This is a genomic window from Spirosoma sp. (assembly GCF_048594605.1).
Taxonomy (GTDB): Bacteria; Bacteroidota; Bacteroidia; order Cytophagales; family Spirosomataceae; genus Spirosoma.
The window spans coordinates 21,046-27,365 of the sequence record NZ_JBMDWV010000367.1 but is presented as its reverse complement, the minus strand read 5'-3'; the positions used below and the strand labels follow the sequence as shown (position 1 = coordinate 27,365).

Here is a 6,320-nt window from a genome sequence, read left to right as displayed (position 1 = left end):
TCGATTGCTGACTAGTAACGATTGCCCATAAAACCACAAAACTCCAATAAGCATGAAGATTTTAGTGTGTGTGACCAGTGTACCCGATACCACCACCAAAATTGCCTTTACGGACGGTAACACCAAACTGAACAAAGCAGGGGTGACTTTCATTACAGGCCCTTATGATGATTATGCGCTGGCCCGGGCCGTTGAGTTAAAAGAAAAAACGGGAGCAACTATAACCGTTCTTAACGTAGGCGAAGCTGACTCCGAACCCGTCATTCGTAAATGCCTGGCCATCGGCGCTGATGATGCTATCCGCGTGAATGCCGAACCCACTGACGCCTACTTTGTTGCTGAGCAAATTGTTGCTATCGCTCAGAAAAACAATTACGACTTAATTCTGATGGGTCGCGAATCTATCGATTTCAATGGTGGTCAGGTTCATGGAATCGTTGGTGAGATGCTAGGTATACCTTCTATCTCCCCGGTTATGCAACTTGATTTGGATGGAGATACAGCTCAAATAACGCGCGAAATAGAAGGAGGCAAAGAAAGTCTGGAAGCTAAATTACCACTGATATTGGGCTGCCAGGAACCTATTGCGGAATGGAAAATCCCCAATATGCGTGGTATAATGACAGCCCGTACTAAACCGCTCAGCGTAGTGGAGCCAACAAGTACCGACAAACTAACAAAGGTTGTTGGTTACGAACTTCCGGCTCCCAGAGGTGCGGTAAAAATGATTCCTGCTGATCAGGCTGAAACCCTTATTCGACTCCTTCACACCGAAGCGAAAGTAATTTAAAATTAAATCGTCAATCAGCGGTCGTCAATCAATAGCATCTCCAGCTGTTTTTAACGATTGCTGACTTCTAATATATAAAATTATGTCAGTCCTCATATTTGCTGAATTAGACGAAGGTAAGATTAGAAAATCGTCGCAAGAAGCCATTTTTTATGGCGCTAAAGTTGCTGAAATGACTGGTACGTCGGCTACAGCCGTTGTGATTGGTCAGGCCGATGACAGTGAACTGGCCGCAGCCGGCCGGTTTGGTGTCATTAAAGTGCTACATGCAGCAGACGCAAAATTGACTGAGCCAAATGGGATGGCCTACGCTACAGTTGTGGCTGCAGCGGCTCAACAGGAGGGCAGCAACGTAATCGTACTAGCCAAATCATCGCTAGCTGACGCTATGACGGCCCGATTAGCTGGCAAGTTAAAAGCGGGGCTGGCTGCCAACGTGATTGAACTACCTGATCTGTCTAACGGATTTCGTGTCAAGAGCAGCATTTATACAGGTAAAGCATTTGCCTATAATGACTTAAAAGCTGATGTAAAGATTCTGGCGATCAAGAAAAACACGATCGCGACAGAGGAGAAGGATGCCTCAGCAACTGTGGAGTCCTTTGCTCCTGCCTTGAATAATAATGATTTTGTGATTTCTGTAAAAAGCACGGAAAAATCGTCAGGTGATATCCTGTTACCCGAAGCTGATCTGGTCGTATCAGCAGGCCGCGGCCTGAAGGGACCTGAGAACTGGGGAATTGTTGAGGATTTGGCGAAAGCGCTCCAAGCTGCTACTGCCTGTTCAAAACCGGTTTCTGATCTGGATTGGCGCCCTCACTCTGAGCACGTCGGTCAAACGGGTCTAAAGATTAGTCCTAATCTATACATTGCCTGTGGCATATCCGGTGCTATACAACATTTAGCTGGCGTAAACTCCTCAAAGGTAATTGTTGTTATCAACAAAGACCCAGAGGCTCCGTTTTTCAAGTCAGCAGATTATGGCATAGTCGGCGATGTTTTCGACGTACTGCCACGCTTGACGAAAGCAGTGCAGGCTCTATAGCTACCAGTCGTCAGTCAATAGCCATCAGTAAAAAACCTGAAATTACTCTGGTAAATTGACCGACGACTGACGACTAAAATTGCTATTTTTACGCCGTGGATAAAATCAAGCTGGAAATATTAGGACTATCCCCCAGTCAGTCGCAGTCAGGCTCGTTTGCACTGGTGTTAGGAGAAGAATATGGCAATCGACGGTTGCCTATCATCATTGGTATGTTTGAAGCACAAGCTATTGCCATTGAAATAGAAAAGATTGTTCCGAATCGCCCAATGACGCACGACCTGTTCAAGCAATTTGCTGAACAGTTCAAGTTCACGGTTCGCGAAATTATGATATCGGATCTGCGCGAAGGTATTTTTTTCGCCAAGATTGTATGCTTCGACGGTGTACGAGAATCCGTTATTGATGCTCGCCCTTCTGATGCAATTGCTATTGGTATTCGGTTTGACGTACCAATTTATACGAATGAATCGATCTTGTCAGAAGCAGGAATAACAGCCAGCGGAAATGATGAAGAGGAAGAGCAGGAGGAATTAGTTCGGTCATCGAATCGTTCCACGTCACGGTCGTTCGGTGATCAGTTGAAAAATGCCTCTTCTGAAGAGTTACAACGCATGCTTGAAGAAGCACTTGGTAACGAAGAATATGAGCGGGCTGCCAAAATTCGCGACGAGATGAGTAAACGGAATTAACCGATCAACGTAGTAGCATCTAATGTTATCGACTTCTTTAAAACAGAAAAGCCATCCATTGGATGGCTTTTCTGTTTGTAAACATGAGCCTGGCCTAAATGCTACGCTTCCCGCTTTCGAATTATCAGCTCTTTGTAGCCGAACGTAGGATCTATCTTACGACTATAATTTAGATCCTGCATTACGCCAATAACCAATTCTACCGTCGTATATACTGTGCACCCTTCCAACACATGACCGCCTAGCGTTTGTCCTGTTGAGCCTGCCACACCTAAGTGCAAATGACAACCATTCGTAGAAAGAGTTCCAACAAGTGATACAATTTCGAAGTGCCCACGCCATGTAGTCGGTTCTAATTGATTAGCTAATCGAACAGTCACATCTGTCAGGCTCCCAACACAAGTTACTATAACGCCTGCCGTAATACTATTCCTTATGACCAGATTATCTATTTCTTTCTTTAAATCTTGTCCTGGTTTGAGCCGACAAGAATATGTACTCATGCTTGCTTCCACATCAGTATAAATTTATAAACGTTCAAGTCTTCGCAATGCATTAAAAGTGTCTACAATGCTGCAAACAAAAAGACCGGAAGCGCTGGCTCCCGGTCTTTTTTGCTACTCAATCTCCTTATTCTACTCCGAACATTGCATCGTCGCGACGACCACTGTTACCACCCCGGCGACGTGTCGCTTTTTTCTTGACGGGTGCAGGTGGTGCCAGTAATTTGGCTTTCTGAGCATCTGTCAGAGGTTTCAGATCGGTGATCGAGAACGTATTGTCGCTGATCGTTGTGTTGAAGCTACCCACAACTTGTTCTGGTTGACCATTGCATGGTAGTTTCGTAACGGTAAACACAGCGCGGAAGTAAGATACTTGTGGTCTTCTGTTCCGGCCTTTGAAGCGAAGTGCTTTACCACTTTCGATTTTAGCTTTCTCAGCCTGCAGTTGTTGGGCTAAATCGCCTGGCAGATCACGAATATTCAGAATAACTGTGTTCGTGTCGAATGAGATTTCTCCAGTTGCCAGACGGCGGTTCAGGCCACGGTAGCGTAGGCGGGTAACCGTATCACCAACCGATGTGATTGTGCCGTTACAGTAGCAGACATTAGCCACTTCACGTGTGTATGGCGTACGGTAGAATACTTCCAGGCGCTCCAGTTTGTGATTGTATTTGCAATCAACTGGTTTTTTCTTGTCAGGAAGACTCGCAAAACTAGACGTTGTTACTTCACTCATACAAGTACCGCATTTAGCAGTCTGTTTGTTGTGAAGCGTTACGTAATAGAAACCAGGACTTAGCTGACCATTTGAGAAGTATGCTGTTGGGAAAGTCAGGGTTGTGTCCGTAGTGTTTTCTAACTGAGCAATAACCTGATCTGTTGCTCCTGCAACAACTGAATCCGGACGATAGTACAAACGAGCTGTAAATGTTTCGTTTCGCGGATTGGGCGTCGTACTACGCCAGCTAATTGTTGGAGCGACTGCTGTTTTGTTGACAGCTGCATACTTTTGCTCGTCTGTGCTATCAACATAAGCAAGCGATGCTCCCTTAAGTGAAGCGCCATTAAAGCGAATATTCAACTCAGGAATCTGTTCGCAAGTCGGGCAGGTGACAGGAGCTTTAGGTATAAGTTTCTTCTGAACAAATCCTTTCCGAACAGCTAATCCGACACTAAATCCGCCGTGTTTACGCTTAAACTCATATAACTGATTGTCTATTCCATTAACAATCATGTAGTTCAAACGTGTTATAAAGCCTTGTCCCTGAACGCCTATATTCCAATTATTCCGCAGTGGGAAGAAAACCCCAAGAGAACCGATTGCTCCTAGATGATAAAGAGTTGGGCTTGGGTTAACTGAACGGAGAAGACGTCCGCCGTCTACCAGCGATGGCACCGCGCCAGGAGGCAGTGTACCTTGCGATGGGATGTATGCGGCAATAGTAGCAGCCTCTGTCCGGAACAGTCCACCACGAGCAGCAGCTTCGATGAACGTTGTCGCATCAGGGTTTCTACGGCTACGGGCTAGTGTAAACGTCAGTGCTGGTCCAATTGTCAGGAACATATCTTCCGAAGCACGTTGACGAATGGTAACTTGATTCTGCGGAACTGACGGCGTAAGCGAAGCAGCCAGATTATACAGATAGTCCCGGTAGATACTACGTGTGATGTAGTTCTGATAACCGAAAGCAGTTCCTACAGCAAACCGTAATCGCCGGGTGGCTGGTGTCAGAAAATAATCAACGTTTGCTGTTATGTTAAATCCAGCTCCGTTATATAATGTCTGATCCCGTTTGTTTGGGCCAAATGTATTTTCCCAGGTACCACAATAAGCAAAATTGGGGCCTGCATAAAGCCCTATTCTCCAGGGAGATAATCGTCTTACTAAAATAAACGTTTGAAAAGTTGTATCACAGTCATCCAGTTCGGCAACATCACTGGCCTGTGCCTTAAAGTCACTTCTACGCAACGTATCGGTGTAGATACCTTTACCTAACCGATAAATTCTTTCGCGTTCGTAACTTCTTCCAGAGGTTGTTGTGGTGCCAGATGGACTTACTGTAGTGGGTTGAACCCGGACTGTGTCAGTCTGTTGAGCAAGGGTAACAGAAGGTATTGCAAAACTTAGCAACACGAGTCCAGCCAGCATCCTCAGAGGGTGTTGTTGGATAAATGTTCGCATATTTATTGAGTTAATTTGACGCAATGTTCCTATCTAAACGTTCTTTTTCGGGTGCGGCTGTGGATATTTAGGAAACGACCACCATTGTTAATGGACATTCACTTGTTAAAACAGTCAATACTGATCGAGTTCTATACATTCTCCCGCAGTTCCTACTATGACTAATTTCTCAAACAAATGTTTCTTCAGACTGCAAATAAATACAAATTATATTAGCCTGAAGCGATGTTTCCCTAAAAGAATGGCCAAACGAAGCTGGCCCGCCACACAGACCATCCAATCGATGGTCCAATAATCCACTTTTTTTTGCAATGTTAAGACTGAATTGCAAAAGTCAATCTATTATTTCAATATTTTTTCAATGTCTGTAGATAAAGCGTATAGGCTGCTGGTACATAAATTCGCATCGTTAGTTACTAACCGATAACATGATAATATTAGCATTAGATATATCGACGGGCATTTTACAGCTCTTATCTATGAAACTAATCTCAATAATAGTAATAATAAGATGATAAGAAAATAAATAGGTATACTACTCTTAAATAATTAGTGTTTTGCTGTCCTGCTGCCAATTATCTATGCTACGGTCCTTTTCTTGGTGCATTATAGCTTTATATTATCAGTTTTATAGATGTCTGGATTAAATTCGTTGTGCATTTGGCAACAATTTTTCCATCTTTCCCCATAATACGTCCTTCGCAGTGGACAATATTTTTACCTTCCCTTACAACTTCCGCAGTGGCTGTAACAATTTCATCGATCCGAGCCGCATTCAAAAAGTCAATATTTAGGTTTACAGATGTATAAGCGTATTCACGACCAAGGGCAAATACCATAGTTCCAATTAAATCATCTAGCATGGCGGCCGCAGCGCCACCATGCAGTATACCTGCCGGGTTTGTCATTTCTTCTCGAATAAGAAAATCAACAACTAAATGTCCGTACTCTGCTCTTCGAACTGTACCTCTCAGCCAACGGCCTAAAGGCGAAATACTATCACTCATTGGTTGCCCTACTCGATTACGCAGGAAATCAAGACGGCGGTTTGCGATATTGTCCATATCCACTAAAAATAGTATTAAACTAAGTCATAGACACGTAAGAT

The 6,320-nt window shown here is 44.1% G+C and carries 6 protein-coding genes; 3 read left to right on the top strand and 3 right to left on the bottom strand.

All coding sequences use genetic code 11. The features are described from left to right. The first annotated feature begins 52 nt into the window (after positions 1-52). The 3 genes from ACOJS8_RS23045 (at position 53) to ACOJS8_RS23035 (ending at position 2,527) form a co-directional block, all read left to right on the top strand. Positions 53-790, top strand: coding sequence for an electron transfer flavoprotein subunit beta/FixA family protein (locus tag ACOJS8_RS23045; RefSeq protein WP_420150909.1), 738 nt, complete (start codon positions 53-55; stop codon positions 788-790). A gap of 82 nt (positions 791-872) precedes the next feature. After that, positions 873-1,835, top strand: coding sequence for an electron transfer flavoprotein subunit alpha/FixB family protein (locus ACOJS8_RS23040; RefSeq protein ID WP_420150908.1), 963 nt, complete (start codon positions 873-875; stop codon positions 1,833-1,835). 95 nt (positions 1,836-1,930) lie between these two features. After that, positions 1,931-2,527, top strand: a complete 597-nt coding sequence (locus ACOJS8_RS23035) for a bifunctional nuclease domain-containing protein (RefSeq protein ID WP_420150907.1) — start codon at positions 1,931-1,933, stop codon at positions 2,525-2,527. Positions 2,528-2,628: 101 nt separating this feature from the next. On the opposite strand, the gene ACOJS8_RS23030 is transcribed toward ACOJS8_RS23035, so the two are convergent. The 3 genes from ACOJS8_RS23030 to ACOJS8_RS23020 form a co-directional block, all read right to left on the bottom strand. Next, positions 2,629-3,030 carry a PPC domain-containing DNA-binding protein gene (locus ACOJS8_RS23030; RefSeq protein ID WP_420150912.1) on the bottom strand — a complete coding sequence of 134 codons (402 nt, stop codon included), beginning with the start codon at positions 3,028-3,030 and terminating at the stop codon, positions 2,629-2,631. 127 nt (positions 3,031-3,157) lie between these two features. Then, positions 3,158-5,179: a hypothetical protein gene (locus ACOJS8_RS23025; protein WP_420150911.1), complete on the bottom strand. Its 2,022-nt coding sequence runs from the start codon at positions 5,177-5,179 to the stop codon at positions 3,158-3,160. A 647-nt stretch (positions 5,180-5,826) separates the two neighbouring features. Beyond that, positions 5,827-6,276: a PaaI family thioesterase gene (locus ACOJS8_RS23020; protein WP_420150906.1), complete on the bottom strand. Its 450-nt coding sequence runs from the start codon at positions 6,274-6,276 to the stop codon at positions 5,827-5,829. Between the last annotated feature and the right edge of the window lie 44 nt (positions 6,277-6,320).

Excerpts from the sequence above, each read along its gene's own strand:
- ACOJS8_RS23045 (WP_420150909.1), top strand. The coding sequence starts at position 53 with ATGAAGATTTTAGTGTGTGTGACCAGTGTACCCGATACCACCACCAAA.
- ACOJS8_RS23040 (WP_420150908.1), top strand. The coding sequence starts at position 873 with ATGTCAGTCCTCATATTTGCTGAATTAGACGAAGGTAAGATTAGAAAA.
- ACOJS8_RS23030 (WP_420150912.1), bottom strand. The coding sequence starts at position 3,030 with ATGAGTACATATTCTTGTCGGCTCAAACCAGGACAAGATTTAAAGAAA.
- ACOJS8_RS23025 (WP_420150911.1), bottom strand. The coding sequence starts at position 5,179 with ATGCTGGCTGGACTCGTGTTGCTAAGTTTTGCAATACCTTCTGTTACC.
- ACOJS8_RS23020 (WP_420150906.1), bottom strand. The coding sequence starts at position 6,276 with ATGGACAATATCGCAAACCGCCGTCTTGATTTCCTGCGTAATCGAGTA.